This is a genomic window from Nonomuraea sp. NPDC050643, assembly GCF_040654715.1.
Classification (GTDB): domain Bacteria; phylum Actinomycetota; class Actinomycetes; order Streptosporangiales; family Streptosporangiaceae; genus Nonomuraea.
This window is the reverse complement of the sequence record NZ_JBFAIM010000014.1, coordinates 40,597-65,308: the sequence shown is the minus strand read 5'-3', so window position 1 is coordinate 65,308 and position 24,712 is coordinate 40,597. Positions and strand designations below refer to the sequence as shown.

Genomic DNA, 24,712 nt, shown 5'->3' with positions numbered 1-24,712 from the left:
GTCACGACACCTCCTTCGAAGCGAACGGGTCTTTGGCGTCCGGGTTGCAGGCCGGGCATTTGGCCCAGCGGTCGTCGGCGAGTAGCAGCCAGCGGTAGGCGTCGCTCTCGCAATGGCCGCACCAGGCCGGTCGGTCGGGCACGAGCCGCAGGTGAGAGCCTTCGTCCGCCCCCTCTTCCTGGCGGTTCGGCATGAACTTGTTGGGGTCGTTCACGATGGCTGCGGCCACGTAAGAGGACCGACTGGTGCGGATCTCACGGACGCCGAGAATCCGCCGCCGGATCGCGGCGGCGTCAAGGATGGAGATCTGCCGGCCCGTCAACTCCGCCAGGAGTTCGACGATGCCGAGATCAATGGAGTCGTCGTCTTCTGCCCACGCGGGCGCATTACGGCGGGAAGAAGACTGACCAGTTGTATTCGTCCCTGTCCCTTCGGGACGGGACGGGACGGGGGGATTCGGCCCCGATTCGGATGCCTCATCGGTTATGCGATCGGATCGCGATCGGTTACCCGATGGTTGTTTGCCCTGGCAGTAAGGGCATTCGGGGTCCAGAACTCCTCTGCTGACGTGCCAGCGGCGATGATTCCCGATGCGACCACCCGATGACTTTTTCTCCTTCGCCGCAGTCGCTTCTTCCTTGCTTGGCTGGAAACTGGTCCAGTCGTGAAACTGGTAGCCGCCCTTCGCTCGCCGCCACAGCCCGCGGTCAACGAGTTCCCTGACCGCCGTCTCGGGGTCGTCGCAGAGCCGCGCGGGCATTTTGGTCGGCACGTGACCATCGGTCAGGTTGCGTGCAGACCAAGAGCCGGCGCGGACCCACAACGCCACGGCGCAGTCGGGGGCGTCGAAGACTTTCGGGTGGTCGTAGAACGAGTCGTCCACCTTGAACCAGGTCATCTATTCGTCGTCCAGTTCCTTGAACGCGCGCGCGGTGAGCCGCTCGCCTTGCCGGTTGAAGTGGTTGCCGTCGACCATGAGCGCCATGTGGTGCTCGCAGAGCCGGTGGCCCTGGTGAGTCGCTTCGAGATCGGGCGCGCAGCAATCCAGTTCGGCGATGTAGACCCTGTACTGGGCCGCCCGCGGACACACGCGGATGTGCTCGCCATGGCTGCCGCACATATTGACGTGACGGTAATCGCTGTCGCCGAGCATCTCGGCGCAGGTTGCAGCGTGGATGATGGCTGTATCGGCCTCAATCTCGCTGTACCAACCGTCGCGAGGGTGAGTGTCATGCAGTGCCCTGGCGTACGCGATCCACTCGCCACGGGCCTCCGGAGTGACGGAGCTGAGGCTGCGTTCTGCATCTCGCACCTGCAAGAGGCGGGAGGCGTATCCCATGGCCATGTCGGCAAAGCGCTGTCGGGTGAAGTTCGCGAGTTCGTACTGGTCGTAGAGCCGAAACCGAGCGATCTTCATGGCGTATTCGCCGATACCGTCAGGGAGGTTTTCGAGCAGTTCGATCGCTGATGATGCAAGCCATGCCGTATCCGCCCGCAGACTCCTGAGGACGGCGTCGACCACCTCAACGATCTGGTCTTCGCCGTCCTCGGAGAGGCTAGCCATCTCCCTTTCGTCGAGGCCGACGTCCTCCTTCTCATCATCGGAGAGAAGAGAAAGGATGCCGCTCACGATCTCGTCGCGGCCGGGCAACTCAGAGACGATGTCCGCCGGGGCGACCTTCTGGGAGCCTTCGGTGCCCACGACAATCCGCGCCGCCGAGTGCAGCTTTCGCACCTCTTTCCAGGCGACCCCGCACATGTACTTGAACACCCCTGCGGCTGGGATGTGCCGTTTAGACATGGCGATGTCAATGCAGTCGAGCAGGACCGGCAGCGGCAACCCGGCCCTGATGAAGTCGTCTACCGACCCCTCCCAATCGGATGGGCGAGGAAGCGGAGGTCGACCCTCGCTCCACCCAGTCCATTTGGCGTCAAAGGCAGTCCGTGCTTCGAGTCGGATCCGATGCTCGTCAGTCAGATTGTCGGCCGCGACCTGCATCGCCTGTGCCCACCGCTCGGCGTCGCCAGCGACCTTCGCCACTGTTGAGGCGTCTGGAGGAGTAGCGGACTTACCGCCGTTGCAGTCCTCGCAAAGGGTCTGCAGATTGGACGGATCGTCGGAGCCGCCGAGCGCGACAGGGACGACGTGGTCGGGTTGGAGTTTCACGTCGGGCGCCTTGGCCCCGCAGCTCTGGCAGGTGTGGTTGTCCCTGCGGAAGATCTCGTGACGCAGGCGCTTGCTGACGGCCACTTGGGCTCCTGAGGTTGATGGGGAGGTGCCTGGTTCGCCCATCTTATGCCAACTCTTTTGAGGCATATCAGCTTGAGGCTTGAACGATTGGGGCCTCTGATATGTTGGCCTCAACAGAGGTGCGATTATGGAAAGGTGTCCGACCCCATGACCGGCATCCGACATGCGAAGACCGCTCTCGACGACGCCAAAGCCCAGGCCAAGAAGCTGATCGCCGACGCCCAAGCGCAACTCGGCCGAGAGATTCTGCTCGCCCGCAACGCCGGCACCGTCCAACAGAAGGACGTCGCCGCCGAACTGAAGCTGACGCGCGAGCAGATCCGGCGCTTCCAGGTCGCCGCCCGCGACGCCGGCATCGCGCCGCCCGAGCCCGCGGACTCCTGACCTTTTGCCGGCTACCGGCCAGGAAGACGCCCGGCCGGTCACCGCTTCCTCCGGCCTCGACGGTGACCCACATGCCAGGACAAGCAGCCGCGACACCGGTACACATGCATCAGCGCTGGGGAAGCTCCCTTGTTCAGCAACTGGTGCAGGTGCTCCAGGGCGTGGGAGCGGGACGGGTGGCGGACCTTCGTGCCGCACTCGCGGGCCTTGGTCCGGGTCATGACGCCACCCGCCGAACGCCCCGGGGCTTCTCGGCCGGGTTGTCGATGTCGTCCCACGCCAGCGGAGACAGCCACCCCTTGGCCGCCGCGAGGCCCCGCAGCCGGGCCACCGTCGCGGCAGGCACGCCGGCGGCGGCCGGGTCGACCTTCCACAGCCGTTTGAACACCTCAGCCACCTTGCGGGCCGTCTCCACCTCCATGCGTGTCTGCGAGGACGAGCTGGTCAGCCGCTGCAGGGTGTCCACCGACATGCCGCCCTCCGCGGCGAGGACATGCACAGGCCAGCCCTTCAGGCACAGCGCCTGCAGCCTCCGCCGTGAACCCGCGACCGGCACATAGCCTGCGGGCGGCAACTGGCCGTGGCGGACGGCCAGCAGACGGGCTGCATTCCGAGGACGCAGCCGTCGAGTCGGAGGCAGCCCAATTGAGGGCACCCCGTACAGCAACGCCCTGACCACCTGGTGGCTCACCCCGGCAAGTTGGGCGATCCGCAGGGTGCCCATGCCGGCCGCCTGCAGCTTGCGGACGTGCCGACGTACCGGCTTGGCGTCAACGTCACGCTGGTGCCGTCCGGTGGCGAGCGCCAGCCGGTACATGTTCATCGACCGCGTGTTCGCTGCCGTGCACGAGCGGCAGCGGCAGCCCTTCCCAGGCTGGTCGTTCTCGTCGGGGCCGTACCGGTACCGGTTCGGGTTGCCGTGCGGGTGATCGGCCATCACGCCACCGCCTGCGCCGCGGCACGCTGCCGGTCCCGGTTCGCCTTGCCGGCCTTGTTGGCGCACTCCTTGCACGTCCGGTTGAGGCCGTCCGTCTGGCGGCGGTCCTTCGGGAAGTCGGCGGCCGGTTTCGTCGTCCCGCATCCCGCGCAGCGCTTGTCGGCCGGGGTGTTCACGGTCTGGCTGTCGGCTCGCTTGCCGTAGGCGGCCGACCGTAGCCAGGAGCGCCTCCTCAAGGCGCGCTCCGCCTCGCCGAGCCCGCCCCAAACGCCCGTGTCCTCCTTACGTTCGAACGCGGCAAGCAGGCACGACCGGACCACCGGGCAGCCCTCGCAGATGGCGATCGCCTTCTGCTCGCGCACCATCCGGGCGCCGTACTTTTCGCCGTCGCGGCCGAAGAAAAGGTGCAGGTCCTCGCCCCGGCAGGCGGCATCCCGCTGCCAACTCCACTCAACGCCGGCCATCGGGCATCACCTCTCGGGCGTGGAGTGTGAACGTGGCCGTCGACCCCTGGAAGGGGTGCTTCTCCCAGTGCAGGACGTCGTAGCGGCGGCCGTCGATGTCGACCGTGCGGGTCTCCGAGGGGGTGACCATCGAGGCTTCGAACCGCCACCCCTCGTACCGGATCGTGGTGATGTAGATGGGGTGCTGGGCGTCGTCACCGAGTTCGCGGCGCAGCCTGACCAACGTGGTGGTCAGCGACTTGCGCAGGCCCATCCACTCGGTCCGCCACACCCCTGCCAGGATCTGTTTCATCGACACGACTTGGCCGGCGCGCTCGGTCAGGAAGACGAGGAGCTTGAACTCCATCGAGGTCAGCGACAGGAGTTTGCTTCCCTGCCATGCCTGCTGGGCGTCGCGATCTACTCTGATGAGGTCAGCCACGGTGCTCTGCTCCTCTCCGTGGGGGAAGCGACAGGGGGATCTCAGGCATGGGCCACCTCCGTGTCGAACAGCGAAGGAGTGGTGTTCGGGAAAGGACGGTTCGACCAGAGGACTTCAGTACGGGACTGGTAGCCGGTGGACTGGCCGGTGAAGGCCTCGAGTTCGACCCGATGCCAGCCGTCGTACAGCTCGTCGTACAGCGGCGAGTGGTAACCGGACAGCACCACCGCCGCGGCGCAGGCGTCGAGGTGCGCGGCCAGGTCTCGGTGCTCTGCTTCGCCACCGAGCTCGTGCCGGTAGTTGCGCGCCCTCGTCGACCCCAAGTAGGGCGGATCCACATACAGGAGCACCTCGGCGTGCTTGCCGTAGGCCGCGAGCAGATCGGCGGCCGGGCGGCATTCGAGCGTCACCATGGCCAGACGTTCAGCGGCGGCCGCCATCCGCTCGACGTAGCCCGCCAGGTATCGGGGCATCGACGAGGACGACCCGCCGGGGTCGACGTAGTAGCGCCAGCCTGTCTTGCGCAGGGTTCCGGCACGGCCTTGGCTCAGCCGCACCCAGACGCGGCGGGCGCGCTCCAACTCGTCGCAGGCGTCGAGGTCGTAGGAGGCTTCGTGCTCTTGCCGTCCGTGTGGAGTGAGGGCGCACACCCGCTCAAGTTCCAGCGGCCTGTCCCGCAGGATCTGCCAGAAGTTCATGAGTTCGCCGTCCAAGTCGTTGACGGTTTCCATCCGGGACGGCGGCTTGGCCAGCAGCACCGCCAGTGACCCGGCGAACGGCTCCACGTAGTGCTCGTGGGCAGGCAGCAGGCGCACGATCTTGTCGGCGAGCGTGGTCTTACCGCCGTAGTAGGTGAGAGGAGGCTTAGGCATCTCGGTCACCGCCTGTCCGTGTGGGACCGTCCAGGAGGGTGGGGGCGGGCGTGAACGGGTCGAACAACGCCTCGGTCTGCGGGTCCTCATCGCGGGCTGTACAGCGAGGGAAGTGCTCCTCGGGCGTCTCCCGGTCGATGAACGCCTTCTGGCAGCAGGAGCGGAGGTCAGTCACGGCTTCTCTCCGTCCTCGAACGCGGCGATGTCGTCGTGCAACGCCTTGAACGTGGCGGGGTCGAGCGCGGGAAGGTCCGAGTTCGGCAGCGGCCTGTCGCGGGTTACGCGGACCTTGGCCGACCCCAGGAGCAGCAGGATCGTGAGCGCCGCGGCCAGCGCCACGACGAAGGCGCCGATGGCGGCGAGTGCGTACAGGACGAAGTCACCCACGGTCGTCCTCCTGCTTGCGGCGCCACGCGGCTTCCCAGCGGTCCAGGTCCGGGTTGTGGGCCGGTTCCGCCATCTCCTGCACGGAGCGGAGCCGGCAGAACCGGCTCCAGGTCCACGGGACTGCGACGCCGACCAGGATGACCACGATCACGGCGGCGGCGAGGAGCCACGAGGATCCGGCGGCGCCGTTCAGAAACGCGGCGAAAAGCTCAAGGTTCTCCCAGGCGTTCACGGAGCCACCGCCTTGCGAGCGGCGGCCACCACAGCCTCGGTGTCGCCTTCTTCGAGCGCGGCCTTCAACGCATCTCTGAGCGCTCCGAGGTCGGCCTCGAGCGTGTCAGCCTTCTCGTGTGCGCCCTTCAGTTCCAGGTCCAGGTGGAGTGCGTCCTCACGAACCTCGGCGAGCAGGGTGTTGAGGCGGTCCACCTCGGCGCCCTGCTCGCGGTGGGCGCGGATGAGAGCGAAGGTGCGCCACGCGACCTCTTTCACCACGGGGTCGGTCTCGGTGGCCGCGTGGAGGGCGGCACACATCGTGTCCAGCCCGCGCAGTTCGCCCGGAGGCGGAGGAGTGCGAAGGCGCTCCACCTCGGCCTCGGCAGCCATGCACGCGGCGGTGATCTCGGAGATCATGCGTGCCTGGTTGTGCGCCACCGACGTGAGGCGATCAACCTCCTGCTTCCAGTCAGCGTCAGCCACCTCGTTGAGCCGGTCGATCGAGTCGATGTACTTGTTGAGGCGACCCACCTCAGCGGCGAGGTCCTCAGCGCCCTTCAGCGCCTCGGAGATGACGAGGTCGGTGTCCCTGCTTGGATCGGCCGGGACGTGCATCCGCCAGCGGTTGTGGGGGCCTTGCTCGGCGACCTCTCCGATCTCGATGTGGGCTCGTTCGATGAGCGCCTTGATCTCGGTGAGGTGCTGCGGGGAGATCTGGTCGGAGGAGGTCACCAGGCACCGCCCTGACGCTCGTCCTCAGCAGCGCGGCGGCCCTTCTTGCGGGAGGACACCGTCAGCGCGGTGAGGACAGCCGTCGTGGCGGCCCCGAAAGCGACAGTCAGCACGGGCTGCCACGAGAACGGGCGCGACAGCACGTCGATGACGGCCCACAGCGTGGCACCGAAGCACACCAGAGCGGCGGCAGCGAAAGCAGCGGCGAAAGCGAAGTGGTCGCGGGCGTTCACGGTGTACCCCCGGACTGCTCAGCCCGAACGGCCTCGGTCACCTGGGCGGGGTCGATGCCGAGCTCCTGAAGGGCAGCCCACGTCCACTCGGTGAGAGGCGCGTCCTCCCAGCTCCGCCACACAGCGCGAGCCATCTCGTCCGCCAGGGCGGGGGCGATCTCAGCCAGGCGCGTCAGGAAGAGCGAGGCGGCGTATCCGGCCGTCGCCGAGGCGTTCGCGTAGTGGTAGGCGCTCGCCTCCGCCGGTGCCGGCTCAGCCACCTGGTGGTAGGAGGCGGCCCGGACCCGGTCGGCGTGGGCTTCCACCATCAGGCGGCGGGCCAGACCGTCAGCGGTCACGTCCTGCTCGGCTCTGGGGTAGGGAGGCATCAGGTCGTTGAGGGCGGTCATGACTGGCCGCCGTTCTGGCCTGCCTGCTCGGCCTCGTCAGCGGCTTCCCTCGCCGCGTAGTACTCGGAGAGCTTGACCGGCTCCCAGATCGTGAGGTCCACTCCGTGACTCTCCGAGATGCGGCACGGCCACTCGGCGTACAGGGCTCCGTCGCCCATCAGCCGCGCCGTAACCCGGACCAGCCCGCCTTCAGTCAGGTGGACGTACGGCATGCCCGGCAGTTCGTCAGCAGGCATGGGCCGCTTCAGGCCGTCCAGGACCATTGCCAGACGGCGTCCAGCGGGCGTCCTCAGCGCGGGCATCAGCAGGCCCTCGCGCTTGTCGTAGCGCCACCCATCCGGGATCGGGTCGCCGACGGTGTGGCGGACGCCCTTGATGCGCCCGCTCCACGTGTTGGCGATCACCTGAGTCAGGTCAATGCCGAGGCTCACGCAGCCTGCGTCGAAGCGTGTCCGCCAGTCGGCGACCTGCCGTTCGGCGTCGCGCCAGGCGGACAGGACGCTCTCGTCACGGGTGCGGTAGACGGTCTGGTCGATCACTGGGCACCGCCTGTCTGAGCCTGAGCGGCCAGGCGGTCAGCCTCGTCAGCGAGCGCGGCGTAGTGGGCGGCCAGCGAGCGAGCCTCCTCGGGCGTCCACGACCAGTGGAGTTCCACATCGCAGGCGGGGCACTCATCGTCGATGACGACCATGCCCGGTTCGGCTCTACCGCCGATATCGTTGCCGGGCTCGGCGGGGCGCTCCAGCACGATCGGGTCCGTCTCGCCCTCGACGACGACCGCCCGGAAGTGGTCCTTGTCCCCGTCGCGATGTGTGAGGTCGATGTGCAGGACCTCGTCCAGGACGTTCGCGCCGATCACGCCACCCTCGTTGGTCTGTGTACGGTCGAGGAGCACGCCGATCACGTGGGCGATGTCGTACGGGGCGATGTCGCTCATGCCGCACCAGCCGTGTCGTCGTCCGAGCAGAACACGCCATCGCTGTGGGCCGGATCGTCGAGGAGCAACAGACCCATCGGCTCGGCGAACTCGGTCCCGAGGTCGATGTGCACCGGGCCGTCAGTGGTGTCGATGTTGAGGACGACCTGGCCTGTGTCCTCCGTGGTCGTGGTGCCGAAGCCGGTCGCCGTGTACTTGGCGGGCACCTTGCTGAGGTCCGGGCCGCCGTGTGCGGCCAGCAGCCTGAGTGCTGCCTTGCCGCCGCTGTGGCGCTTCACCTGGCGGAGGATCTCCTCCGACACGCCGACGTGCTCGCACAGCGCCAACCGGCTACCGGCCAGCAAGTTCACCAGGCGGGACACATCGTGGGTACCAGTCGTAATGAGCACCACCACGGGGTCGCCGTGCTCGTTGTCGTAGGCGCGGCTCTCGTAGCTCATGCCGCACCGCCCGTCCCGGCCTGAGTGCCGGCCTGCGGGTTGACGTCCGTAACCTGCCCGGCGATCTCGCCGATCGCCTTCGGGTCGATGCCGTACTCCTCCAGCCAGCCCCACAGGTTCACGCCGACGCCCATGCCGTCGTCCCACGTCTCCCACAGCTCCTTGGCGACCCGGTCTCCGTCGCGTGCGGGCATCTCCCGCAGCAGGTAGGCGAGCCCGTAATAGGCGATGGTCATGTTCATGGACTGGCGGGCCTGGTCGGCGTCGGGGTGGTCGGCCGCGAGCCGCCAGTGAAGCTGGGCGAAGGCGGTGAAGTGGCGGGCCATCGCGTCGGCGGTGGCGTCCTTCCCGTTCATGGGATAGGGGACGATCTTGTCGAGGGGCCTCATGCGGCATCCTTCGGGGAGTAGGAGGGGTAGTCAGGGGCGGCCATCGGGAAGATCCCGAGAGGGGCGCTGCGAGTCCGAGAGAAGTCGTCGAACGCCTCGCGGCGGATACGGGCCTGGCACGACCAGCCCGTCAGCGAACCTGCCGGATGCCGGGACGGGATCAGCCCCAGGAAGCGGGCCACCCGATGTATCGCGGTCACCGTGCGCCCTCTCGCGCGTTCTGGGCGTCGTGCAGTTCGCTGAGCCGCTCCAGGTTCGCGTCCGGGTCCGGCGACAAGTCCGGGCTCGCCGCGAACCCGTCCCAGGTCCCCTGATGCACGCGAGGGTCGCCCGGCCCGCCCTCCAGCGGCGGCACCGACCCCGCCGGGAGCTGGGCGATGACGTCGCCGCGCATCTTCGCCTGACGCCGGCCGATCGTCTCGTGCAGGTCCGCCATCACCTCATCGACGGAGGAGATTTCGGCGGAGAGCCGGGCGCGTTCGGTGCGCAGCAGGTCCAGTTCCTTCTCGTCGCGTTCGTTCAGCTTGCGGTAGTGGGCGATGCCAGAGTCGGTGAGGGTGCGGAGGTTGGCCTGGTCTACGGCGGGAAACGGGTTGGTCACTGGTTCTCCTGCGTCAGACGTTCGGTTCGGTGGAGCACCGCCCACCCGGAGGTGGGCGGGGGAACTGCTACGGGGCCTGCTCGACGTGCTCGTGAGCGGTCCGCCAGCCGTCGTGCAGACGGTCCAGGTGGGCGATCGCGTCAGCCCGAGCCGCGAGCGCGTTGTCTTCGTGGTCGGTCCATGTGCCGGAGTGCCGGTGCTCGGCGCAACGCCAGTGCGCGCCGGGCTCCCCGTGCGAACCCTGCGTCGCATCGACGGTCACGCCCTCAGGCAGCGGCAGACTGTCGGCTGAGGAGGCGATGACGTCGGCGTTCATCGCCTCGAAGTCGCCGTTCATGAGGATCTCGTCAGCCTCGAACGCCAGATCGTGGGCGACGTGGGCCCCATATTTGCGGGCGTAGCCGATGATCGCGGAGAGGGTGTAGCTGTACGAGCCCGCCATCAGGGCTGCCGCGAACGCCGTCGTCTCCGCCTTGCCGGACCTGCCCGCGTACTCGTCGACGACCTTCTCCCAGCGGGCGCTGCCCTTCATCAGGTCGCCGCGCAGGTGGTTCACGGAGTCGTGGTAGTTCGCTTCCGGTCCGGCAGGCTCAGGGAGGGGCTCGACGCGGGAGCGGAACGACGGGTCGTCCCAGACGAAGACGTGGCCGTCGCCTCCCTTGACCAGCCAGTCGCCGTGCCGGGCGGTCGCGTGGCCGCCGTCGCCGGACTCGAAATGCAGGACCGAGTGGTCCGTCTCATCCGCCCAGTCGTCGTGGTTCAGGCCGGCGAACGCGAACACTTCGGCGCAGTTGTCCTCGCCCATCCAGCGAATCGCCTCGACTTCGTGAGGCTGCCAGCGGTAGCGGTCGGCCATCACGCACCGCCTTCCAGGGGAAGCTCAGGCCAGCCGGGAGGGTCCATGCGCAACGCGCTCTGAGCGGCCATCTCCAGGCGCAGTTTCGTGGACTCGTAGATGTGGTAGAGCGGCGCGATGGTGTGCTCGAACACCTCGTAGGTGCCGTTCTTCTTCAGCCAGAACAGGTGACTGAAGTCGGCGGATGGCCGGCCGTCCTGGCGTAGGACGCTGCCCGCTCGCAGGATTCGGGTCAGGTCATTCAGGTGGACACGGACACCGAACCGCTGCCGCATGAGGACGATCACGTCAACGAGCGGGTACGTGGTCGGCTCAACAGGTTCGGGCGCAGGCAAGGCGGCGACCTTCTCGGCGGCGGCCAGTGCAGAAGCCTGCGCCGCTTCGGCCTCACGGGTCTTGACCGCGAAGTACGTCTGAGCCTGAGCAATCTCGACCTTGCGCGGGTCGCCGTTCATCGCCACCAGGTAGCAGCCGTAGCGGCTGAGGCAGTAGTCCACCCTGGCGCCGCCGCTTTGTCCGATTTCCCGGAGCCGGGAAATCGCCTGGTCAGGGTCAAGGCCGGAGTTCTGGGCGGCGAGGTAGGCCCGCTCGATGGAAGCGGCGAAGCGCTCCCACTTGGTGTAGCCGAGCAGCTTCATGAGGTCGCGGGCGAGCCAGTACTCGCCCTGCACGCCTTCACGGCGGATCTTGTCGAACGGTGATTCGTCGTCCGGCGGCTGCATCAGGGTCACGCTCATTTGAGGACGCTCCTCTTGTTCGTTGAGGGTTTGCCGCCGCTGGCCTCGCCCCCGATAGGTCGGGGCCAGCGGCGGAGGGACGATCAGAACGGGGCGTCGGTGTCGATCTGCTCCCACGGGTGGACGGAGAATTTCCGCCGCCACGCCTGGGCGCCATTGACCCGAGCGAGCCACGCGGCCTGGTCCGCCTTGTCGTTGCAGGAGACGCCAACCCCGTCGTCGGGGGTGCCGTCCCGGCTCGGGGTGACCGCCCACTCCTCGCGCTTCTCCAGCGCCTCGAAGCCGGCGATCCGCTCGCGGGCGGCGGTCAGGTCAGCGATCAGGCCGGGCACGTCGTGGCCGATCAGCTCCCGCAAGTCCTCCATGTCCTGCTTGTCGTCCTCGCGCACCAGGCCAGAGGGCGGCAGGAGCGGCTCCAGCCTGGCCAGACGCTTCTCAACGTCGTCCAGGTTGATCGGGACCACGCCCGGCGCCCACCGCTCGTCCTCGTCCGGCTCTCGGTCGTTCGGCTCGTACAGGTCATCGACGTACGTCATGGGAATCTCCTGGGGGTTTAGGCGGGCAGGTGTTCGGTCATGAGCGCGACGACAAGCAGCAGGACAGCGAGGACGACCCCGCCCAAGCCGAGAGCCAGAGCAACGAATCCGCCTCGGCCCCTGTCGGGCTCAGGGCTCGGTGTCACGGCTTGCCTCCTACGCGGCGAGGTAGAGGACGGCGGTCACGATGACGGCGACGATCGCGACGGCGACCAGGGCGGCCAGGACGACGCAGCCGTTGGGCCACTTGGTGTGGGGCATGAACACGGGGCGTCTCCTAGGCGGGACAGTCAGAGTCGGAAGGGCCGTACAGGGATGCGTCCCGGCGTCGAGCCGCCTCTGCCTCACGGCGGGCGAGATCCATCGCCTGCAGATCAAGGTCCGTACGGCAGATACCGCACCGGTCGAGGCGGGTCGGGTCCTCACACCGGGGCTCCTCGGTCCGGCACGTGTGGCCGGCGGGCCGCTCCTCGCGACACCACTTGCAGAACTCCATGCCGAGCACCGACGCGATCAGCTCAGGGTCGACTTCTCGCGGCGTACCGCAGGACAGGCAGCCCAACTCCTCGCCGTTCCACCGGTAAGGACCGTCCGCTCCGCACGCCGGGCAGTCGTCCTCCCACGTCAGGACGTCGATGTTCACGACGCCTCCCGCGAGTTCTCCGCATGCCACCGGTCCATCGCGTCACGCCGGTCAGCGGCAACCTCCGCGTACGTCCGCCGGTCCCACTCGTGGACGAGCAGGTTCAGCTCGTACCCCCACGCCGGCTCCTCGGTAAGTTCTCCGTTATGGCGGCGGCACGTTGGAACGGCGTTGTCCTGCTCCGTGATCGACCCACCGCGAGCCCTGGTGAGCGGTTCGTGGAGATCCTCAGCCCACCTTCCGCACCATGGGACGATGCACGGAGGCGTGCCGTCCGGGAACATCTCGTTCTTCATGGCGCGGCGTTCGCGGTTCTCTCGCTGGCGCTTCTTCGACTGCTTGGGCAGGTCCGTCTTCCGGCTGAGGTTGCCCGAGGCTTGGAAGCCCTCGCCGCGAGGCATCTCCGTCTTCCGCACGATGGGGCCGCTCGGAGGTAGCGGCGTCTTGTTCCGCAGCGGCTTCTTTCTGGGAGGCAGCGAGGAGTAGGTCACTGACCCTCACCCGCCTCAAGGGCGGGGCGGAGCAGGTCTGTGATCGACAGTTCTCCGGTCTGCCAGGCGTTCGCGATCCGGTCACGGCCGTTTGGCTTGCCCTTGCCGGCCCGCTCGAAGGAGAGCACGAACGCGCCGGTAGGTGCCTCCGTGTTGGCCTCGCGGACCTTGACCACTTCGCCCGTGGTCTCGTTGACCAACTCGCCGTCATCCGTGATCTCCGTGAGGAGCTTCGTCCGGTAGGCCGGGCGGATCCGCGACGACACCAGATCGGGGTGCAGCTTGCGGACGTAAGCCGCCACGTCAGGCTTGGACAGGGCTGCGGTGGAGACGGTCTGTTCGATCTCCTCCGGGCAGTTTGCTTCCACCCACTTCAACAAGGCGGCCTCGTCGATGATGATCGACTCCTCGCCTGCCTTGATGGACACCTTGCCGACCGTTTCACCGGACGGCAGCTTCATCTCCACCTGGGGAAAGCCAGCTTCGTGCGCGACGGCGAACAGCGGCTCCGCTTCCGTGCGGGCCGCAGCGAGGGCAGCGCTGACACGCTTCGACAGCGTGTCCAGCACGGCCACCCGGAACGCGGCCTCACGCGGCGTCATCGGTGGCCTCCCCCGCCATTGCCTGCCGCAGCGCCTCAGCGAGGGCGGCGGCGGGATCCTCGGATCTGGTCAGCGGGTCGAGCTTCTCGATGAGCTGCTGCGCCTGGGCGTTCGTCAGTTCCTTCGTCGACGACACGGTCACGTCGATCAGCGCGCCGATCGTCATCAGCCCCTCGTCGCGGCCAACCACGCCGAGCGCTGCGAACTGGCGGCCAAGGCGGGCCAGCAGAGCCTTCGTGACGAGCTGCTCGCCAGGGTCCTGCCACTTCGGCTCGCGCGGCTGCTCCCGCTCCGCCTCGCGGTTACGGATCTCCAGCGATGTGGCGATGCCCTTCTTGGTGTCCGCGGCGAACGCGGCCACCAGAGCCCGGCCCCACGCGCTGGTCTCGGCGTTCATCAACTCCGAGTCGCGAGTGAAGCTCGTCTTGCCGGGGAACTGCTCCCACGCGACGCCGATACCCGGCCGCGGGTCGTCCGACGTCCGGTAGAACGCGGCCGTGTAGACGATGAACGACTTCTCCCCGATGGTCTCGATCCGATAGGGGGTCGCCGGGTCGTACGGCTGAAGGACTCCGTCCGGGTACTTCTTGCGCGCCTCGACGATGCGGGCCGCGACCTCGTTGTAGTTGGAATCGATCGCCATCAGACGCTGTCTCCCTTAACTTTGCGGGTGGTTCCGGCCCGGCTTCTGCGGCTCGCGGGCCGCTTCGTCTTGCTGGCGTTCAGCCAGGCGATGTGGTCGTTCACGGACCGCTCCAGCACCCGCGTGTGCTCGTGGGAGTCCTCGACCCGGAGGCCTGACCGCCCAGTGCGTCTACTGAGGCCACGCACCTCGGTGATGCCGTACAGGACGCCGGTCTCGGTCCAGATGCGGGTGATGGTGGCGTTAACCGTCATCCAGTCGCCGATCACGTGACCGCCTCCGCCTGTCCGATCGCGTCAGCGAGGATCCTGATCAGCGGCGGGTACTCCAGCGGCGCGAACCGGTGTACGTCGGCCACCTCCTCGACCGCAGCGTCCAGGGACGTCCAGGAGTCGTTGACGCACTGCCATCCGGTGGCGGGCTCGTACCGGTAGGCGGCGAACGTGGTCGTCGCGCGTCCGCGCCGACGCCCCTGGTAGGAGACGACCACGTAGACCGTCCCGCCCTCGCGAGGCAGGTACTTCGCCACCTGGTAGGCGTTCGTGGTCAGGCTCGTGGTGCTCATGACGCACCGTCCCGAGCCGCCTCAAGGGCGATCACCCAGCACACCCGGTCACCCGCGAGGACGTAATGCTCGATCGTCAGCTTCTCGCCGTAGCAGGTGCGCTCGAAGTTCAGGAAGACACAGGTGGACTTGCCGCCGTCCCGGGCGGACGCCTGGTCGGGAGCGGTGGTGGACACCCCCCACACGCCGTAGGTGTCGCACACCCACACGTGCCCTCGCGGCGTGCCGTCGTCGTGCGGCGACGTTTCGACGCTGATTTTCTCGGCGACCATGCTGGCCCGCACTTCGGCGCGCAGGCCGAACGCCTCGTTGGTCGCCACCCACGTGTACGGCTGGCCGTTGCCGATCATCATCTTGATGCGGCTGACGACCTCGTCGAAGTTGTCCAAGGCGAGGAAGCCGTACCAGTCGTGGCCGTTGATGAGGCGTTGGAGATCGCGCCTAGGCATGCGCCACCTCCGCCTTGTCGGCGGACTTCGCGGCGTCGTACTGCCGGATCGCCCACGCGATCGCGTGGCAGCACCACAGGAACCAGTAGCCGGGATCCTTGAAATCCCAGTCCCATGTGTTACAGAACTCGAAGTCAGGCCGCTTCTCCGGGTCGTAGCGGTCGTCCGGGTTGTCGTAGAAGTCGAACGAGTTCAGCGCGTTACGTGCCTCGTCCTCGTACTCGACGTTGTACTCGGCCCAGAACCCGTCGATCGTCTTGTCGAACGCCTCGCGGACGGCCTTCATGTGGGCGGCGGTCGCCCTGGCGCACTCCTCAGCAGCAGCCTTGGGCAGAGCGTCCAGGTTGTCGCCGTCAAGGCCGAGTTCCTTCAGCTTGACGACAGCACGTTCGAAGGCGTCGTCTTCCGCATGGGCGTCGAAGTACTCCGCCACACGCTGACGGAAACGGTCCGCCGAGTACGACCGGCAGCCGTCACGCCCGCCTTCGGTCTTCTCCGCCCAGTAGCCCGGGTTGATGGTGTCGTTGTGGCCGGACCTGCGGAAGAACTCGAACATGTCCGTGGTGCGGGTGAAGATGTAGCCGCCGTCGATGTCTCCCCGGATGGCGAGACTGCCCGGCCACGTGACGATCTCGAACCAGCAGTTGCCGCTCTTGGGCTTCTGGAAGCGCAGGTGCCGGTGAAGGCCCTGGTCCAGCAGGACCGTCATCTCGTGCCCGGCGGTGTCGCGGGCGAACGCCTCAGCGCTTTCTCGGTAGTCGCTCATGCACTAGCTCCCGCCTTCTCGGCGAGACCGGCCACCGACGCGGACACGGCGGTCCACCGCCACGACCCGTAGTGCCGCACCTGCTCGTAGGCCACGTACACGACCGGCGCCGACCTCAGCAGTCGTGCCGCCTCATGCCAGGCATCGCGGTCCAGCCGGAGGCGCCCGTTCCGGACACCTCGCAGCGACCCGTACCAGCACGGCACCGCACCCCACGCGATGGCGTCCCGGTTGCCGGGGACGACCGCCCACCACTCGATGTCGGGCAGCGGCGTCTCGTACTCGCGCACCCCGAACAGGTGCTCCACGACAGCGACCGAACCGGCGGGCAGGTGCAGGACGGCGACCTCAAGCACGGACGGGCGGGCAACGACCTGGAGTCTCGTCTCGACGTTCACGCAGGCACCTCTTCGCCCATCTCGGCGGCCAGAACCGCACGACGTGCTTCCTTGATGAGCCGCTCAACCTCGTTGCCGGCCTCACGGACCCGCGAGTCGAAGGCGTCGTAGCGGGCGAGTGCGATCGCCTCGCCGGGGTCGACCTCGTGGCGGTCCACCAGGACTGCGGCCAGCAGCGCCGTCCTCAGGTGGCCTCCGCCCGTGTCCAGCGCGTTGGCCTGGGTGTAGGCGGCGAGGGTTTCAAGTACCTTGGTCACTGACTCTCCTGCTCTCTCGATCAGTCGTTCTCGAGCGGGTTGGTCTCGGCCTCGTCGGGTTCCGTCCGGCGGGGCCTCTTACGTCAGGGCTTGCGGGACGCGGTCTGCTTGCTGCTCGCGGTGCCGCTCTCGCGGTAGGCGCGGGTGCGCTTCTTCGGCGTGCGAGCGTTTCGCTCCTCCGCCTCCCAGCGCTTCTCCTCGCGGACGGTCTTCATGTAGCCCTTGTGGTGGGCGCCGTTGAAGCGGTACATGGGGGCTCCTTGCAGGTCAGGGGGTAGGCGTGCGCTGCGGAGGGACGAACCAGTCCGTGTAGTCGGCGGCGTCAAGAGCATCGAGTTCGGAGACCCGCACCGACAGGCCGGCCGTCATGTAGGCGGCGGTCCAGCGCTCGGCGGCGGTCACGGCGCGCCCTCGCTGAATCTCTTGAGCGCCTGCTCGGCCATCGCCTGAGCGAGCGTCAACTCCAGGTGGTCCAAGCTGTTGCGCCGGGCGTACAGGCGCAGTTGCATCGCCTCAGTGCGGACCACCGAGCACAGCCAGCTCTCCAACAGGGAGATCCAGTCCAGTGACAGCACCTCATCCGGGGTCTCGCCACGGGCCTCAGCGATCTGCTCGATGAGCGGCAGGATCTCGCTGGTCCTGCCGGAAAGATCGGCGGGCACCTTGTACGAGCCGTCCTGGGATCGGCCGAACATGAGGGCGATGTGGTCGTTGACGTTCAAGACGCACCGCCGTCCAGCAGGGTCAACTCGCCAGGCCGCTCGTACTCGTCGGCGTAGTAGAGAGCCCATGCCTTGTCGAAGACGGGCAGGTCGCGCTTCGTCCAGGCGAGCGTCTCCCGGATCGCCCCGGTGGGCGTCTCCTCTGGCCGCTTGCCGGGCTTGCGCCCGTGCTCCATCTCGTAGACCTTCGCCACGCGCCGACCGAACCAGGACTGAACGGACTTGATCTGGTCCTTGTTCAGGCCCTTGGCCTTCAAGTAGTCCGGCACGTACAGCGGCACATCGGCGGGGTCGATCTCGGGCTGCTCGCCGAGTCCACGCGCGATGACCACCTTCGTCTTGGAGCCGAGCCACTCGGCGTCCACGAGGCCGGTCGCGGCCTTGAGCATCTTGATCTGCTCGCGGCTGACAACGGCACGTTCCACAGCCTCATTGCGCTGCTCCGGCGACGACAGCTCCTCGACGTCGAGGAGGTAGGTCCGCACGGCCTTTGCGATCGGCGAGTCTGCGAGCAGTTGTCCGACGTTGAGGACCGTGCGTCGGGTGAAGATGGTGATCGATCGAGCGTTAGAGTTTGCGATCTTCGTATTGACGGTCGCGAACTCGCGATACTCATCACCCTTGAGGACGCGCAGCCCGTTGTTGGTCAGCTCTTCGCGATTGCGACGGATGACGCTGTCGATCGTGGACGTACTGACCTCGTAGTACCGCGCCACCGTCGGGATGTCCGCGTGGATCCCGTCCGGCAGGAGACTGACCGCCTTGACCTTGTCGAGTACTTCGACGCGGTCGGCGTACTGAGCCCGGAGGGACGGGGACTCGGTGAGAGCAAGCTCGTTCATGCTGCTTCCCCTGGCGTCTTGCGCTGGGCAACCTCGCGGTCGAGGCGGCGTTGGACGGCTTCGACCAGGCCAAGGATGCGGATGACAGTGCGGAACTGCTCGGCGCTCGGCTGAGGGATGAGCTCCTTCAAGGGACGGGAGAGCCCTCTTCTTTCAGGTGAGTTGTCGCTGGTCATGCCGCCCCCCTTGCGGGGGTTGATTCGCGGCTGATTGCGGCGGTGTCAACCCGGAGTGCACGAGCGAGGAGATTGAGCTTGACGTGTGAGATGGGCCGCCGTTCCAGCTCGACATTCCGCAGGGACTGCGGGTGCATGTCGACACGTGCGGCGAGTTCTTCGACGCTAAGTCCGTCCTTCTCGCGGAGGGCGCGGATCGCTGGGCCGTGCTGTCGAGTGTTCTTGGTTGGTGGCACGTGGACACACTATGACTCAGTTACGCTTCACACAACCCATCTCTATGACTCACTTGATGTCAAAATCCGAGTCGTGACTCGATGTGACTCCAGATGCACGTGTGGCAACCCGGTCTGGAGGTGGGGTGACATGGGTTAACGTTGCAGAGTTGACTAGTCCTACTGAGTCCGCCACGCTCAACAAAGCACCCCCCTGACGAGAGGTGTCAGAAGTGGATACGCATACGCACAAGGCGTGGACTCGCCTCGGCGAGCTGCTCTTGGGGCGACGCGTTGAACTCGACGTCAGATACCGAAACCGCAGGACCTTCGCGGCGGAGGTCGGCCTCGACTACCGAGTCCTTTACGACATCGAGAGCGCTCGACGAACCAACTTCTCCGACACAACCAAGCGAGCCATCGAGCAGGCATACCGGCTTAAGGCCGGCAACCTCGACCAGGTCCTCCAAGGCGGCGACCTAGATCCGAGCGAGCCCATCCTTAATGCCGATCGCTCACAGCCCCCCGCCACTCTTCCTGAACCAGAACGCGTCTATGAAGACGACGCCGAGCAGCACCTATGGGAGACTCCCGCCCTCAGCGACACGGAGCGGCGCCAACTCATCTATCACCTGCAAGCAATGCGCCGGGCGCAGGAAGCACCAGAGCGCAACCGCCCCCAAGCCGAGATCCGAGAGTTCCGGCGGCGCACGGGCGGCTAGAACGGACAATGTCCCGGGATGGCCTTGCATGCCGGGACTTTTTATGTTCGAACCCTGCTACACCAGGGCATGCCAGGGCACTAGACGTCACGATACGGTCACGACCGTTAACGCCCTGTAGACGCTAACGGAACTGAGGCGTCCAATTACCTGAGGAACACTCGGGGCGAGGGGGAAGTGCGGCATCCATTGGGGTGCCGCTTTTACGTCGAAGGATGATCGTGATCAGAAAGACCACCAAAGGGGCCTCGGAACGTCAATTGATCGAACACGTCCTAGCGGTCATACAGGATCGACTATCGACGGGAAAGCAGCTCGGCCCAACATCATTTCAAGACGCCGACTTCATCCAGCGGCGCTTCCAGGAAGTACTCGACGATCTAGCATTAGCACACGACACGATCGCCGACTTGACGAGCCAGCTCTACGGCAGCGAGGACTGCCCCGTACCGGACAAGCTCGCCAACGCGCTCAGATGTCACGGCACCACCCTCCAGCCCGTCCGCCTGGACGTCGGCGGCATCCCGCGAACCTTCATGGTTCCGCCACAAGGGAGAGACGATCCCGCCGCCGCCGCCCGGTTGTGGCGCCAGCTTCGGCAGCGTTACGGGGAGGCCGGGGCATGAAATGGCCACGCATCATCGAGGTTAAGGATGCCGTGATACCCGCCGTCGCCTACGAGGACGACGACGGCGAACTGATCGTCGAGGTGGATGAGACGCTCAAGGGAAAGGAACGATCCACCGCGATCGTCAGTGCGGTCCGCTCCCACAAACGCAACCTCGGCTCACTCGTACTGTTGCCGATCGCGTTATACGCCTGGGAGCCGATCAAGAATGTCACCCGAAATCACCCAGGGGCGGCATTAACAACGACAGCCGCAAGCGTGGGATTGATCGCAACCGCCATCACATTGCCCCTGGGCAGGGACGACGGCCCGTCCCCGGAGGCGGCGCCCGACAGAACCATCGTCGCCAGCGCCTTCTCCCCCACGTCAAGCCGATCGGTTACCACCTCGCCCACAGGGGGACGGGTGCCACGCACACCTCGAACGAGTGCGCCTGCGCGAGCAGCAGTCACGACCAGGCCGCCCACGATTGAGGGCGGTCGCCGGCCGGAACCGCGACCTGAGCCTGGACCAAGCCGAACGCGGGAGCCGACGCCGAAGGCCAAGTCGACAAGGTCGAACTCGCCCGGTCCGGAACCGTCGGCGGGCGCTGCGATAGAGGAGCCGGTCCCCACACCTCTGCGCTCGCCGGAGGCCACGACAACGGGGGCGGCCAGTGCAGAACCGGTCGAGGAAGACTCGCCGTCGGGCGCCCCGGAGCCGCCTGCCACGTCCACGCCGAAGGACGGCTGCCTGCTGGGAGTTGAGCTTGATCCACTGCTCAAGGTGTGCGTGGGGTAGAACGAGGCACCACTCGGTCAGGGTCGAAGCGCCGCGGCTTGTCCTTCGGGTGAGGCAGCACATCGAACCCGTTCGGCAAGAGCGCGAACACCACGTCGCGCCGCTCCTTGGGGGTGAGGTCGTCCCATCCCTCTGCGACATCACCCTCAAGGAGCCGCCGCAGCACGCGCGGCACCGACCCCAAGGTGAAGAGGCGGGCGTTCTTGATCCGGTCCTCGATGATGCCGCGGGCCTCGGTGTACTCCGCGAGGGTGATGCGGCGTGTGGCCCACATGCGGGCCAGTTCTTTCAGTTGGGCTTCGTCCTCCGCAAGCTGGCCCCGAACCTGGTCCGACGATCCTTCCGTCACTGCGGCCAGGACGCCGGCTTGAAGGATGTCGCCGTCGGCGAGGTACTCGACCACGCGTTGACCGATCAGGTCTTCGGCGGCCAGCGCGGTGATGGCGATCTTCCCGCAACCTCCGCGTGGGGTGGGGCACCAGTACCGCGGACCCACCCGCTGAGTGGCAGCGGCTCGGGCCAAGGGGAAGCCGCACAGCGAGCACCACAGGCTTCCGGTCAGCCACCCGGTGAGCTGGTTGCGGTGGCCGGTGGCGCGGTCGGAGATTTTCGCTTTCACGGCCTCCCAGGTTTCGCGGTCCAGGATCGCCGGCCATGTCGCCTCGCCCACCACGGCGCCGCGGAACCGGCGCAGACCTGCGACGCGCGGGCCGGTGAGAATGGACCACACGGACCTGGAGTTCCATCGTTCGGCTTGCACGGGCGACACGCCGCGCTCGTTGAGTTCGTTCGCGATGGTGTTGAGCCCTGCGCCGTCCATGATCTGCTGGGCCATCCACGTGACGATTTCGGCTTCGCTCTGGCGGAGTGTGGAGCCGTCGCTTTCGTAGCCGAAGGCTCGGATCCCTCCGCCTCCCGGACGACCCGACACGGCCAACTCCTCGTGTTTGCGTGCGACCCGGCGGGCGGTGTCACGCGAGCTCTTGTTGGCGACCGCCACCATGACACGAGCCATGGTCACGTCGGCGTCGTTGGCCAGGCGCAACGATCCGGACACCGACTCGACGGGGATGCGGTGGTACTTGGACTCCACGACGTCGATCAGGTCTTCGAGGTCGCGGGGGTCGCGGGCTACCCGGTCGAGGTCGTAGGCGAGCAGCCCGTCAGCGTTGCCGTCGGCCAGCATGTCGAGGCCGCGGCGGAAACCCGGCCGCACTGTCCGCAAAGCGATCGCGCCGTCGGGGAGACGGATCTTGCGGCGCTTGAAGGCGCTCGTGTCGTTCTCGATGATCACGTGAGTCTCTTCGGGGCCGATCATCCAGCCGAGGCGTTCGGCGAGCCGGCGTCCATCTTCGGCTTGCCGGGTGACGCCGGCGGCTTCGCCGCTTTTGTCCTCACTGATGCGCAGCAGAAGGATGGCGCGTAAGGGCTTCATGAGACGACAGCTTAATCTTCTTTGTCAGCTTCGGAGGACCGATTCCGCTCACTTCGCGAAGCTGCTCAATGGAGGTGAAGCCGCCATGGGTGTTTCGGAACTCGGCGATGCGGGCTGCGAGGACCTCGCCCACTCCTGGGAGTTGTTCCAGTTGGTCGGGTGTCGCGGAGTTCAGGTCGAGCATGGCAGTGGCCGGGTCCAGGAGAGGCGAGCCGGGGGCCGCAGGGGCGGTGGTGGCGCCTACGACGATCTGCTCGCCGTCGATCAAGCGTCTGGCCAGGTTGAGTACGCCGATGGAGGCGCCACGCGAGACGCCGCCCGCAGCCGTCACCGCGTCGGTGACCCTGGCGCCTGAAGGGAGGAGGTAGACGCCTGGGTTGCGAATCTTGCCGGCGACGTGGACGGTCACCTTGGTGGCGGTGCGGGACGGGGTTCCGGGGGCGATGGGGGTGGGTGGTGGCGGGAGGGGTTGTGGTGAGGGCTGCGATCGCCAGACGAAGAAGACTGCCACCGCTGCTGCGAGGGCGCCTACGGCGAGTAGGACGCGCAGGCCGGGCTTACCGGGGTCTAGGGCAGGGCTCTGTGCGGTGAGGGCTCTGCGGAATGCCTGGAAGGAAGGGGGTGTGCGGGCGCTCTTAGGCAGGGGAAGTGATTCTGGTGGGTGTTGGGGGGTGGTGAGATTGGGGTGGGGTCGGTCGGGCGCGGGCGTGGACTCGATGAGGTCATTGCCGTTGGGGTCGTTGCTGTTGGGGCTCCTTGTGGGGGTGTCTCTCCTGTGTGTGGCGGTGCCATAGGTGTCCTGGTCGGGCTTCTTCCTAAGTTCGGTTTGAGCGGTGTGGGCTTTCCCCCGACGGGTTTCGGTGGATTGTTCGCCTGTGCCCCAGGCAGGGCGGCCGAGGAGACGGCGGGGGCGGCGGGCAGGGGCGGTGATCGACCGTAGCCGGGATTCGGCTATGACGCGCTCTGCCGTTGGGTCGGGGGTTCGCACGCCAGCGACGGTACGGCCGTGGGCGTTACGGCGGCTGACCCGAGCCGGATTCTGTGGATAGTGGCGGGGTCGGAGGCTCGGTTGTGGATGACGAGGTTCTGTAGGGGCGGACCTGCAGGTCGGTACGTCTGAGGCGACCGTGCCCTCAGCGGGGTGGTCTGGGAGCCGTAGGTTCTGCGGCGACCAGGACGGTTCGGGCATTCTTGTTTCGGAGGGCTTGAGGTCTCGAAGGCTTGAAGGGCTGAGGCAGGGGCTCTGGGTTCCAGGACTGCTGTCAGCCAGGGCGGGTGCGGTTGGCATAGACAAGCACCACGCGGTGGTCAAAGCTGCTCTGAGTTCCGGGCGCTGGATCCCGGGCGCTGGATCCCGGGCGCTGGATCCCGGGGCGCTGAGTCCGGGGCGCTGGGTCCGGGGGATTCGATCCCGGGCACTGGACCTCATGCACTGGACCTCAGGCACTCGGTCCTGAGCGCTGAACCCTAGGCCCATGGCCCTCGGCACTCGACCCCGGGCGTTGGACCCCAGGCACTTGGTCCGAGGCGCTGGGCTCCGGGCATTTGGTCCCGGGTGCTGGGTCCCGGAGAGTTGGACTCAGACGCCGGAAGGGGTGAACGCGTAAGAAGCGGACGCTGGAGGGGCCGGGGTTGTTACGGGTCAGAGGGTGTGACGGTCAGGCCGAGCATGCCTGGGCCCACGTGGGCGCCGATCACCGCTCCGACCTCCACCACCCGGAGTTCCACCAGCCCCGTCACCCGCTTCGACAGTCGCTCCGCCAGGGCCTCGGCGCGGTCCCTTGCTCCAAGGTGCTGTACCGCCACCTCCACCGGCCCCTCCCCCGCCGCCCGGACCGCCAGGTCCTCCAGGCGGGCGATGGCGCGGGATGCCGTGCGGACCTTCTCCAGGAGGGAGATGCGGCCGTCCACGATGTGCAGCAAGGGCTTGATCATGAGGGCCGAGCCGACGAGGGAGGCCGCCGTGCCTATGCGGCCGCTGCGGCGCAGGTAGTCGAGGGTGTCCACGTAGAAGAACGTGCGTGTGGTCTCTATGCTGCGGCGGGCGGCCGACGTCACCGCCTCCAGGGACGCGCCGCGGGCGGCGGCTCTGGCGGCGGCCAGGACCGGGTAGCCGAGGCCCATCGCGATCGAGCGGCTGTCGATCACCTCCACCGGTACGGCGGCGTCTCCGGCCGCCGCTCGGGCGGACTCGATGGTTCCGGAGAGCTCGCCCGACAGGTGGATCGAGACGATGCCCGTGGCTCCGGCGGCGGCCAGGGCGGCGTAGCAGGAGGCGAAGCTGGCGGGTGAGGGGCGTGAGGTGGTGGCGGAGCTGAGGTCTCCGGTGTAGGAACCTTCGTCGAAGGACGCGCCCCCGAGGATGGGGCTCTCACCAGGAGAAGCCCCACCGGGCGAAGAAGCCCCGCCGGACGACACCCCCTCCGAAGAAGAAGCACGACCGGACGAAGCACCGTCCGGAGAAGACGAACCCCCGTCGTACGAAGCACCGCCCCTTGGAGAACCTCCGCCGGCCGACGGCCCCTCCGTCGAAGAGCCCGTCCCCGACGACCCCTCCCCCAGCGAAGGACCCTCACCGCCCAAAGCGTCACCCGCCGAA

General features: G+C 67.2%; 43 protein-coding genes. 3 read left to right on the top strand and 40 right to left on the bottom strand.

Annotated elements, in window-relative coordinates; genetic code table 11:
* Window position 1: 1 nt before the first annotated feature.
* Together AB0I15_RS20120 and AB0I15_RS20115 are read right to left on the bottom strand one after the other, a co-directional pair.
* Window positions 2–898 carry a hypothetical protein gene (locus AB0I15_RS20120; protein WP_358097288.1) on the bottom strand — a complete coding sequence of 299 codons (897 nt, stop codon included), beginning with the start codon at window positions 896–898 and terminating at the stop codon, window positions 2–4.
* On the bottom strand, window positions 899–2,251 hold the full coding sequence (locus tag AB0I15_RS20115) for an HNH endonuclease (RefSeq protein WP_358097285.1): 1,353 nt from the start codon (window positions 2,249–2,251) through the stop codon (window positions 899–901).
* Between the two features lie 147 nt (window positions 2,252–2,398).
* Here AB0I15_RS20115 and AB0I15_RS20110 point away from each other — a divergent pair, with 147 nt between their 5' ends.
* Window positions 2,399–2,635, top strand: a complete 237-nt coding sequence (locus tag AB0I15_RS20110) for a hypothetical protein (RefSeq protein ID WP_358097283.1) — start codon at window positions 2,399–2,401, stop codon at window positions 2,633–2,635.
* Window positions 2,636–2,852: 217 nt separating this feature from the next.
* On the opposite strand, the gene AB0I15_RS20105 is transcribed toward AB0I15_RS20110, so the two are convergent.
* From AB0I15_RS20105 to AB0I15_RS19935, 35 genes are all read right to left on the bottom strand, one after another.
* Complete coding sequence (locus AB0I15_RS20105) at window positions 2,853–3,572, bottom strand: hypothetical protein (protein WP_358097280.1); 720 nt, start codon at window positions 3,570–3,572, stop codon at window positions 2,853–2,855.
* Window positions 3,572–4,036: a WhiB family transcriptional regulator gene (locus tag AB0I15_RS20100; protein WP_358097277.1), complete on the bottom strand. Its 465-nt coding sequence runs from the start codon at window positions 4,034–4,036 to the stop codon at window positions 3,572–3,574. The genes AB0I15_RS20105 and AB0I15_RS20100 overlap by 1 nt, the downstream gene beginning before the upstream one ends.
* Window positions 4,023–4,457: a winged helix-turn-helix domain-containing protein gene (locus AB0I15_RS20095; protein ID WP_358097274.1), complete on the bottom strand. Its 435-nt coding sequence runs from the start codon at window positions 4,455–4,457 to the stop codon at window positions 4,023–4,025. The genes AB0I15_RS20100 and AB0I15_RS20095 overlap by 14 nt, the downstream gene beginning before the upstream one ends.
* Window positions 4,458–4,498: 41 nt before the next feature.
* Entirely contained in the window at window positions 4,499–5,329 is an 831-nt protein-coding gene (locus AB0I15_RS20090; protein ID WP_358097271.1) for a DNA adenine methylase, read from the bottom strand.
* Window positions 5,322–5,504, bottom strand: a complete 183-nt coding sequence (locus AB0I15_RS20085; protein WP_358097268.1) for a hypothetical protein — start codon at window positions 5,502–5,504, stop codon at window positions 5,322–5,324. The genes AB0I15_RS20090 and AB0I15_RS20085 overlap by 8 nt, the downstream gene beginning before the upstream one ends.
* Window positions 5,501–5,716 carry a hypothetical protein gene (locus AB0I15_RS20080; RefSeq protein WP_358097266.1) on the bottom strand — a complete coding sequence of 72 codons (216 nt, stop codon included), beginning with the start codon at window positions 5,714–5,716 and terminating at the stop codon, window positions 5,501–5,503. The genes AB0I15_RS20085 and AB0I15_RS20080 overlap by 4 nt, the downstream gene beginning before the upstream one ends.
* Window positions 5,709–5,948: a hypothetical protein gene (locus AB0I15_RS20075; protein WP_358097264.1), complete on the bottom strand. Its 240-nt coding sequence runs from the start codon at window positions 5,946–5,948 to the stop codon at window positions 5,709–5,711. The genes AB0I15_RS20080 and AB0I15_RS20075 overlap by 8 nt, the downstream gene beginning before the upstream one ends.
* Window positions 5,945–6,661, bottom strand: a complete 717-nt coding sequence (locus AB0I15_RS20070) for a hypothetical protein (protein WP_358097261.1) — start codon at window positions 6,659–6,661, stop codon at window positions 5,945–5,947. The genes AB0I15_RS20075 and AB0I15_RS20070 overlap by 4 nt, the downstream gene beginning before the upstream one ends.
* Window positions 6,658–6,894 carry a hypothetical protein gene (locus AB0I15_RS20065; RefSeq protein WP_358097258.1) on the bottom strand — a complete coding sequence of 79 codons (237 nt, stop codon included), beginning with the start codon at window positions 6,892–6,894 and terminating at the stop codon, window positions 6,658–6,660. The genes AB0I15_RS20070 and AB0I15_RS20065 overlap by 4 nt, the downstream gene beginning before the upstream one ends.
* On the bottom strand, window positions 6,891–7,283 hold the full coding sequence (locus tag AB0I15_RS20060; protein WP_358097256.1) for a hypothetical protein: 393 nt from the start codon (window positions 7,281–7,283) through the stop codon (window positions 6,891–6,893). Before AB0I15_RS20060 ends, AB0I15_RS20065 begins: the two co-directional genes overlap by 4 nt.
* A complete protein-coding gene (locus AB0I15_RS20055; protein ID WP_358097253.1) occupies window positions 7,280–7,822 on the bottom strand; it encodes a hypothetical protein in 543 nt (180 codons plus the stop codon). The genes AB0I15_RS20060 and AB0I15_RS20055 overlap by 4 nt, the downstream gene beginning before the upstream one ends.
* The gene (locus AB0I15_RS20050; protein ID WP_358097250.1) at window positions 7,819–8,220 is read right to left on the bottom strand and encodes a hypothetical protein; all 402 of its coding nucleotides are present in this window, start codon (window positions 8,218–8,220) and stop codon (window positions 7,819–7,821) included. Before AB0I15_RS20050 ends, AB0I15_RS20055 begins: the two co-directional genes overlap by 4 nt.
* Window positions 8,217–8,660 carry a hypothetical protein gene (locus AB0I15_RS20045; RefSeq protein ID WP_358097247.1) on the bottom strand — a complete coding sequence of 148 codons (444 nt, stop codon included), beginning with the start codon at window positions 8,658–8,660 and terminating at the stop codon, window positions 8,217–8,219. Before AB0I15_RS20045 ends, AB0I15_RS20050 begins: the two co-directional genes overlap by 4 nt.
* Complete coding sequence (locus AB0I15_RS20040; RefSeq protein WP_358097244.1) at window positions 8,657–9,049, bottom strand: hypothetical protein; 393 nt, start codon at window positions 9,047–9,049, stop codon at window positions 8,657–8,659. Before AB0I15_RS20040 ends, AB0I15_RS20045 begins: the two co-directional genes overlap by 4 nt.
* Window positions 9,046–9,249 carry a hypothetical protein gene (locus tag AB0I15_RS20035; RefSeq protein WP_358097241.1) on the bottom strand — a complete coding sequence of 68 codons (204 nt, stop codon included), beginning with the start codon at window positions 9,247–9,249 and terminating at the stop codon, window positions 9,046–9,048. The genes AB0I15_RS20040 and AB0I15_RS20035 overlap by 4 nt, the downstream gene beginning before the upstream one ends.
* The gene (locus tag AB0I15_RS20030) at window positions 9,246–9,650 is read right to left on the bottom strand and encodes a hypothetical protein (RefSeq protein WP_358097239.1); all 405 of its coding nucleotides are present in this window, start codon (window positions 9,648–9,650) and stop codon (window positions 9,246–9,248) included. The genes AB0I15_RS20035 and AB0I15_RS20030 overlap by 4 nt, the downstream gene beginning before the upstream one ends.
* A 67-nt stretch (window positions 9,651–9,717) precedes the next feature.
* Complete coding sequence (locus tag AB0I15_RS20025; protein WP_358097237.1) at window positions 9,718–10,506, bottom strand: hypothetical protein; 789 nt, start codon at window positions 10,504–10,506, stop codon at window positions 9,718–9,720.
* Window positions 10,506–11,243, bottom strand: coding sequence for a BRO family protein (locus AB0I15_RS20020; protein ID WP_358097235.1), 738 nt, complete (start codon window positions 11,241–11,243; stop codon window positions 10,506–10,508). Before AB0I15_RS20020 ends, AB0I15_RS20025 begins: the two co-directional genes overlap by 1 nt.
* Before the next feature lie 83 nt (window positions 11,244–11,326).
* Window positions 11,327–11,779: a hypothetical protein gene (locus AB0I15_RS20015; RefSeq protein ID WP_358097232.1), complete on the bottom strand. Its 453-nt coding sequence runs from the start codon at window positions 11,777–11,779 to the stop codon at window positions 11,327–11,329.
* Between the two features lie 277 nt (window positions 11,780–12,056).
* Window positions 12,057–12,422, bottom strand: coding sequence for a hypothetical protein (locus tag AB0I15_RS20010; protein ID WP_358097229.1), 366 nt, complete (start codon window positions 12,420–12,422; stop codon window positions 12,057–12,059).
* Window positions 12,419–12,913 carry a hypothetical protein gene (locus tag AB0I15_RS20005; protein ID WP_358097227.1) on the bottom strand — a complete coding sequence of 165 codons (495 nt, stop codon included), beginning with the start codon at window positions 12,911–12,913 and terminating at the stop codon, window positions 12,419–12,421. The genes AB0I15_RS20010 and AB0I15_RS20005 overlap by 4 nt, the downstream gene beginning before the upstream one ends.
* Entirely contained in the window at window positions 12,910–13,515 is a 606-nt protein-coding gene (locus tag AB0I15_RS20000) for a hypothetical protein (protein ID WP_358097224.1), read from the bottom strand. The genes AB0I15_RS20005 and AB0I15_RS20000 overlap by 4 nt, the downstream gene beginning before the upstream one ends.
* A complete protein-coding gene (locus tag AB0I15_RS19995) occupies window positions 13,502–14,158 on the bottom strand; it encodes a hypothetical protein (protein ID WP_358097221.1) in 657 nt (218 codons plus the stop codon). The genes AB0I15_RS20000 and AB0I15_RS19995 overlap by 14 nt, the downstream gene beginning before the upstream one ends.
* Window positions 14,158–14,427 carry a hypothetical protein gene (locus AB0I15_RS19990; RefSeq protein WP_358097218.1) on the bottom strand — a complete coding sequence of 90 codons (270 nt, stop codon included), beginning with the start codon at window positions 14,425–14,427 and terminating at the stop codon, window positions 14,158–14,160. The genes AB0I15_RS19995 and AB0I15_RS19990 overlap by 1 nt, the downstream gene beginning before the upstream one ends.
* Window positions 14,424–14,723, bottom strand: a complete 300-nt coding sequence (locus AB0I15_RS19985; RefSeq protein ID WP_358097216.1) for a hypothetical protein — start codon at window positions 14,721–14,723, stop codon at window positions 14,424–14,426. The genes AB0I15_RS19990 and AB0I15_RS19985 overlap by 4 nt, the downstream gene beginning before the upstream one ends.
* The gene (locus AB0I15_RS19980; protein ID WP_358097213.1) at window positions 14,720–15,172 is read right to left on the bottom strand and encodes a hypothetical protein; all 453 of its coding nucleotides are present in this window, start codon (window positions 15,170–15,172) and stop codon (window positions 14,720–14,722) included. The genes AB0I15_RS19985 and AB0I15_RS19980 overlap by 4 nt, the downstream gene beginning before the upstream one ends.
* On the bottom strand, window positions 15,165–15,938 hold the full coding sequence (locus tag AB0I15_RS19975) for a hypothetical protein (RefSeq protein WP_358097210.1): 774 nt from the start codon (window positions 15,936–15,938) through the stop codon (window positions 15,165–15,167). The genes AB0I15_RS19980 and AB0I15_RS19975 overlap by 8 nt, the downstream gene beginning before the upstream one ends.
* Window positions 15,935–16,336: a hypothetical protein gene (locus AB0I15_RS19970; protein WP_358097207.1), complete on the bottom strand. Its 402-nt coding sequence runs from the start codon at window positions 16,334–16,336 to the stop codon at window positions 15,935–15,937. The genes AB0I15_RS19975 and AB0I15_RS19970 overlap by 4 nt, the downstream gene beginning before the upstream one ends.
* Window positions 16,333–16,593 (bottom strand): hypothetical protein, encoded by a 261-nt coding sequence (locus AB0I15_RS19965; RefSeq protein WP_358097204.1) that lies wholly within the window; start codon window positions 16,591–16,593, stop codon window positions 16,333–16,335. Before AB0I15_RS19965 ends, AB0I15_RS19970 begins: the two co-directional genes overlap by 4 nt.
* Window positions 16,594–16,676: 83 nt before the next feature.
* Complete coding sequence (locus AB0I15_RS19960) at window positions 16,677–16,844, bottom strand: hypothetical protein (RefSeq protein WP_358097201.1); 168 nt, start codon at window positions 16,842–16,844, stop codon at window positions 16,677–16,679.
* A gap of 16 nt (window positions 16,845–16,860) precedes the next feature.
* Window positions 16,861–16,995: a hypothetical protein gene (locus AB0I15_RS19955; RefSeq protein WP_358097199.1), complete on the bottom strand. Its 135-nt coding sequence runs from the start codon at window positions 16,993–16,995 to the stop codon at window positions 16,861–16,863.
* Complete coding sequence (locus tag AB0I15_RS19950) at window positions 16,992–17,315, bottom strand: hypothetical protein (protein ID WP_358097197.1); 324 nt, start codon at window positions 17,313–17,315, stop codon at window positions 16,992–16,994. The genes AB0I15_RS19955 and AB0I15_RS19950 overlap by 4 nt, the downstream gene beginning before the upstream one ends.
* Window positions 17,312–18,157: a hypothetical protein gene (locus AB0I15_RS19945; protein WP_358097195.1), complete on the bottom strand. Its 846-nt coding sequence runs from the start codon at window positions 18,155–18,157 to the stop codon at window positions 17,312–17,314. Before AB0I15_RS19945 ends, AB0I15_RS19950 begins: the two co-directional genes overlap by 4 nt.
* On the bottom strand, window positions 18,154–18,333 hold the full coding sequence (locus tag AB0I15_RS19940) for a hypothetical protein (protein WP_358097193.1): 180 nt from the start codon (window positions 18,331–18,333) through the stop codon (window positions 18,154–18,156). The genes AB0I15_RS19945 and AB0I15_RS19940 overlap by 4 nt, the downstream gene beginning before the upstream one ends.
* Window positions 18,330–18,569, bottom strand: coding sequence for a helix-turn-helix transcriptional regulator (locus AB0I15_RS19935; protein WP_358097191.1), 240 nt, complete (start codon window positions 18,567–18,569; stop codon window positions 18,330–18,332). Before AB0I15_RS19935 ends, AB0I15_RS19940 begins: the two co-directional genes overlap by 4 nt.
* A 212-nt stretch (window positions 18,570–18,781) precedes the next feature.
* On the opposite strand from AB0I15_RS19935, the gene AB0I15_RS19930 reads away from it, so the two are divergent.
* Together AB0I15_RS19930 and AB0I15_RS19925 are read left to right on the top strand one after the other, a co-directional pair.
* Entirely contained in the window at window positions 18,782–19,270 is a 489-nt protein-coding gene (locus tag AB0I15_RS19930; RefSeq protein WP_358097188.1) for a hypothetical protein, read from the top strand.
* Window positions 19,271–19,491: 221 nt separating this feature from the next.
* Window positions 19,492–19,896, top strand: coding sequence for a hypothetical protein (locus AB0I15_RS19925; RefSeq protein WP_358097186.1), 405 nt, complete (start codon window positions 19,492–19,494; stop codon window positions 19,894–19,896).
* A gap of 762 nt (window positions 19,897–20,658) precedes the next feature.
* Here AB0I15_RS19925 and AB0I15_RS19920 read toward each other — a convergent pair.
* The 3 genes from AB0I15_RS19920 to AB0I15_RS19910 all read right to left on the bottom strand — a co-directional run bounded on the left by AB0I15_RS19920 (window position 20,659) and on the right by AB0I15_RS19910 (window position 24,531).
* Complete coding sequence (locus tag AB0I15_RS19920; protein WP_358097183.1) at window positions 20,659–22,113, bottom strand: recombinase family protein; 1,455 nt, start codon at window positions 22,111–22,113, stop codon at window positions 20,659–20,661.
* Complete coding sequence (locus AB0I15_RS19915) at window positions 22,073–22,522, bottom strand: ComEA family DNA-binding protein (RefSeq protein WP_358097180.1); 450 nt, start codon at window positions 22,520–22,522, stop codon at window positions 22,073–22,075. The genes AB0I15_RS19920 and AB0I15_RS19915 overlap by 41 nt, the downstream gene beginning before the upstream one ends.
* A gap of 1,226 nt (window positions 22,523–23,748) precedes the next feature.
* Window positions 23,749–24,531 (bottom strand): DegV family protein, encoded by a 783-nt coding sequence (locus AB0I15_RS19910; protein ID WP_358097177.1) that lies wholly within the window; start codon window positions 24,529–24,531, stop codon window positions 23,749–23,751.
* Window positions 24,532–24,712: the final 181 nt, after the last annotated feature.

Excerpts from the sequence above, each read along its gene's own strand:
- AB0I15_RS20120 (WP_358097288.1), bottom strand. The coding sequence starts at position 898 with ATGACCTGGTTCAAGGTGGACGACTCGTTCTACGACCACCCGAAAGTC.
- AB0I15_RS20110 (WP_358097283.1), top strand. The coding sequence starts at position 2,399 with ATGACCGGCATCCGACATGCGAAGACCGCTCTCGACGACGCCAAAGCC.
- AB0I15_RS20105 (WP_358097280.1), bottom strand. The coding sequence starts at position 3,572 with ATGGCCGATCACCCGCACGGCAACCCGAACCGGTACCGGTACGGCCCC.
- AB0I15_RS20100 (WP_358097277.1), bottom strand. The coding sequence starts at position 4,036 with ATGGCCGGCGTTGAGTGGAGTTGGCAGCGGGATGCCGCCTGCCGGGGC.
- AB0I15_RS20090 (WP_358097271.1), bottom strand. The coding sequence starts at position 5,329 with ATGCCTAAGCCTCCTCTCACCTACTACGGCGGTAAGACCACGCTCGCC.
- AB0I15_RS20060 (WP_358097256.1), bottom strand. The coding sequence starts at position 7,283 with ATGACCGCCCTCAACGACCTGATGCCTCCCTACCCCAGAGCCGAGCAG.
- AB0I15_RS20050 (WP_358097250.1), bottom strand. The coding sequence starts at position 8,220 with ATGAGCGACATCGCCCCGTACGACATCGCCCACGTGATCGGCGTGCTC.
- AB0I15_RS20045 (WP_358097247.1), bottom strand. The coding sequence starts at position 8,660 with ATGAGCTACGAGAGCCGCGCCTACGACAACGAGCACGGCGACCCCGTG.
- AB0I15_RS20040 (WP_358097244.1), bottom strand. The coding sequence starts at position 9,049 with ATGAGGCCCCTCGACAAGATCGTCCCCTATCCCATGAACGGGAAGGAC.
- AB0I15_RS20025 (WP_358097237.1), bottom strand. The coding sequence starts at position 10,506 with ATGGCCGACCGCTACCGCTGGCAGCCTCACGAAGTCGAGGCGATTCGC.
- AB0I15_RS20020 (WP_358097235.1), bottom strand. The coding sequence starts at position 11,243 with ATGAGCGTGACCCTGATGCAGCCGCCGGACGACGAATCACCGTTCGAC.
- AB0I15_RS20015 (WP_358097232.1), bottom strand. The coding sequence starts at position 11,779 with ATGACGTACGTCGATGACCTGTACGAGCCGAACGACCGAGAGCCGGAC.
- AB0I15_RS20000 (WP_358097224.1), bottom strand. The coding sequence starts at position 13,515 with ATGACGCCGCGTGAGGCCGCGTTCCGGGTGGCCGTGCTGGACACGCTG.
- AB0I15_RS19995 (WP_358097221.1), bottom strand. The coding sequence starts at position 14,158 with ATGGCGATCGATTCCAACTACAACGAGGTCGCGGCCCGCATCGTCGAG.
- AB0I15_RS19985 (WP_358097216.1), bottom strand. The coding sequence starts at position 14,723 with ATGAGCACCACGAGCCTGACCACGAACGCCTACCAGGTGGCGAAGTAC.
- AB0I15_RS19980 (WP_358097213.1), bottom strand. The coding sequence starts at position 15,172 with ATGCCTAGGCGCGATCTCCAACGCCTCATCAACGGCCACGACTGGTAC.
- AB0I15_RS19975 (WP_358097210.1), bottom strand. The coding sequence starts at position 15,938 with ATGAGCGACTACCGAGAAAGCGCTGAGGCGTTCGCCCGCGACACCGCC.
- AB0I15_RS19960 (WP_358097201.1), bottom strand. The coding sequence starts at position 16,844 with ATGTACCGCTTCAACGGCGCCCACCACAAGGGCTACATGAAGACCGTC.
- AB0I15_RS19945 (WP_358097195.1), bottom strand. The coding sequence starts at position 18,157 with ATGAACGAGCTTGCTCTCACCGAGTCCCCGTCCCTCCGGGCTCAGTAC.
- AB0I15_RS19940 (WP_358097193.1), bottom strand. The coding sequence starts at position 18,333 with ATGACCAGCGACAACTCACCTGAAAGAAGAGGGCTCTCCCGTCCCTTG.
- AB0I15_RS19920 (WP_358097183.1), bottom strand. The coding sequence starts at position 22,113 with ATGAAGCCCTTACGCGCCATCCTTCTGCTGCGCATCAGTGAGGACAAA.